At 44.7% G+C, this 2,831-nt stretch carries 1 protein-coding gene; it reads right to left on the bottom strand.

Annotation, left to right across the window (positions count from 1 at the left end; translation table 11 throughout):
- Positions 1-35 precede the first annotated feature (35 nt).
- Positions 36-2,831: TonB-dependent receptor (locus tag BIW53_RS03290; RefSeq protein WP_070990396.1), on the bottom strand; the 2,796-nt coding region annotated here is incomplete at its 5' end.

The raw sequence follows: 2,831 nt of genomic DNA, 5'->3' as shown, positions 1-2,831 counted from the left end.
AAAGTGGGGTTTAAATTCTATTACATCAAACTAACTTAGAAAGTGTAATCAGCTTGGATGTAGAAAGTACGACCGTACGGGTCTGCGTAACGTGGATCGTAACCTACCTGGTGACCCGCTGCCGCGTTTAGCGTGAACGGTGGCTCTTTGTCTAGTAAGTTCTTAATACCAAATGTTACGTTTGCATTGTCGCCGTAAGCGTATGACAAGCGGTAGTCAACAGTGAAGTATACCGGGATATGCTTCTGGATTAGGCTACCATCAACTTCTTCGCTCAAATCAGCTCTAAATACAGTGAAGTTTACATCTGCCGCTGCATCTGTGTAACCACTGCGCGCCTTGATATTCAAGTCATGCGTGAAGTTACCATGAGTGAATGAGTTGTTGATGTTTACGATGTTACGGAATGCAACCGCTTCATCAGTACCAACTTTACCTAAGCTTGAATCCCAAACATCAGTTGTACCAACACGTAGGCTTTCAGACTCAATCAGGTAAGTACCCATGATACCAGTCTTTAACGTACCGAATGACAATTCGTTTGTTAAGTTGATGCTCCAGTCGATACCTGTAGTCGTTGACTGACCAACGTTATCAGCTGCCTGAACGATAGCCAGAACGTCTTTTTTCAAACTTTCATCATACTTCGTCGTGAATAGGTGGTTATATGTCGCTGGGTTGAAGAAGATTTGGTTCTGAGTTAAACGTTGAACCTCGTTCTCCATTTCAATGTTCCAGTAATCTACTGACACACTTGTACCTGTATCACCAGCCCATACGAAACCGAATGTGTACTGCTCAGATGTTTCTGGCTTCAAGTTAGCGTTACCTTCACGGTATACGTCATACTGAAGCTTGTCTGAGTGACACGCTGACTTAAGTGGGTGACCTGATGCTAGTGGACAGTCATATGGTGAAGCTGTTACACCAAACTCTACACGTGGCTCAGCGATTTGACGCATCGTTGCCATCTTAAAGCCAGTACCCATTGAAGCACGTAGTAATAGCTCGTCTGTAGGACGGTAAGATAAGCTTAACTTGTACGTTGTATCGTTTTCGCTGTCGTTTACAGTTTTGTTGCCTTCACGAAGTGAATCAGTGATTTCACCGATGCTGTCGTAACGGATTGAACCTGTTAACTCTAGGTTTTCCATAACTGGAACGATAACTTCAGCAAATGCACCGTAGTTGTCACGATCTAGGTCATACTCAGGAGATACTGACTCGTACAATACAACCTTGTTGTTATTGCCTTCGCCGTTTGAACGTGCGTACTCAGATGCACGGTAATCGAAACCAACACCTAGGTATACACTACCTGCGTCTAAATCTGCAATAGCACCTGACAGCTTACCTTCAATTGCTGTCATTGTAGTTTCAGTTTCTTCCCATAGACCGTTGAACATTGAAGCTGCAACAGCAGAGTTCTCTTCAGCAGTTAGGTCTTCAGGCGCAGCGAAGATGTCGATAGCACCAGAGTTAAGTAGTGCTAGGAACTCGTCTTGCTTAGGATAACCAGTTAAACGGTTTTGCTCACGCTCTGAATCACCACGAGTTACCGCTAGGTCATAAGACCATTCAGAGATTTCACCACGGATACCCGCTGTGATTTGGCTAGTTGTTGTGTTCCACTCGTCTGTACGGTTACCGCCAGGAAGTACACGCCAGCGAGCGCTGATACCAACCATATCATCTAAAACAGCCTGAGGTGTGTGAGGAATTATGTATTTTTTAGCTAGCTCTGAATCTGCACTTAGTGGAATACCTGTTGGGTATGGCGCGATACGAGTGATCATTTCGAATTTTGACCAAGAAGCATTTGCATATACTTCAGTCGTATCATTTACTGTTGCAATACCTTGAACAAAGAAGTTGTTACGCTCTGACTCAGGCTGGATTTCCAACGTACTAGTGTAGTCAAACTGACAAGCACGTTCGCCAGATGGAGCACTAGTTGCGTGACACGTGTCGTTGTTGTTCAGTTTGTATGGGTTGAACGAATAAGTAGTCGTGATGTTATTGCCGTCATCATCAAACATCAGCTCCCCATTTTCATCACGTTTGTTGTAGCTAACATACGCGTTACCAGGAATAGCACTTGAAGAACCAGCAACCGCTAGTAGGTCTTGGCCTGAATGTTCAAACGAGATGAAACCAGTTTTCGCGAAATCACGGTCAACTGAACGTAGGTTGTCTTGCTCATCACGGCTATAAGCAGCTGTGATGTTGAAACCATCAACACTTAGGTCACCGAAACCAGTTGTGATTGAGAAGTTAGAGCTTGAAGTGTCTTTTGGCTTGTCATAACGAGCGCTGATAGTCGTGTTTTGAACGTCATCTTTTAGGATGAAGTTAACAACACCCGCGATAGCGTCAGAACCGTATAATGCAGATGCACCATCTTTTAGGATTTCAACGCGCTTGATAGCCGATAAAGGAATAGAGTTAAGGTCGATAGTACCGCCTGAATCAGAAGATACCATACGACGACCGTTTAGAAGTACAAGTGTGTACTCTGAACCTAAGTTTCTTAGTGAAGCAGTTTGAACACCGCCACCGCCACCACCTACTGACTCACCAGCAGCTGTGAAACCCTGCATCGCAGGAAGGTTAGCGATTAAATCTGGAACGCTTGTTACACCTGATTTAGCGATAGCTGAAGCATCGATAACGTCTAGTGGCAATGCACCTTCTAAGTCAGTTCTTTTGATTGCAGAACCGGTAACTTCGATACGTTCTACTTTCTCTTCACCTTCGGCTGCGAACGTGTTCGCAGAAAACGCAGCCGTAGAAGCAGCGCCAAACGCGATTGCTAAGCGAACCGCTTTTGA

The sequence above is a fragment of the Pseudoalteromonas byunsanensis genome (assembly GCF_001854475.1).
GTDB classification, from domain to species: domain Bacteria; phylum Pseudomonadota; class Gammaproteobacteria; order Enterobacterales; family Alteromonadaceae; genus Pseudoalteromonas; species Pseudoalteromonas byunsanensis.
Note: the sequence above shows the minus strand (reverse complement) of the source record. Positions and strands in the feature narration are given on the sequence as shown.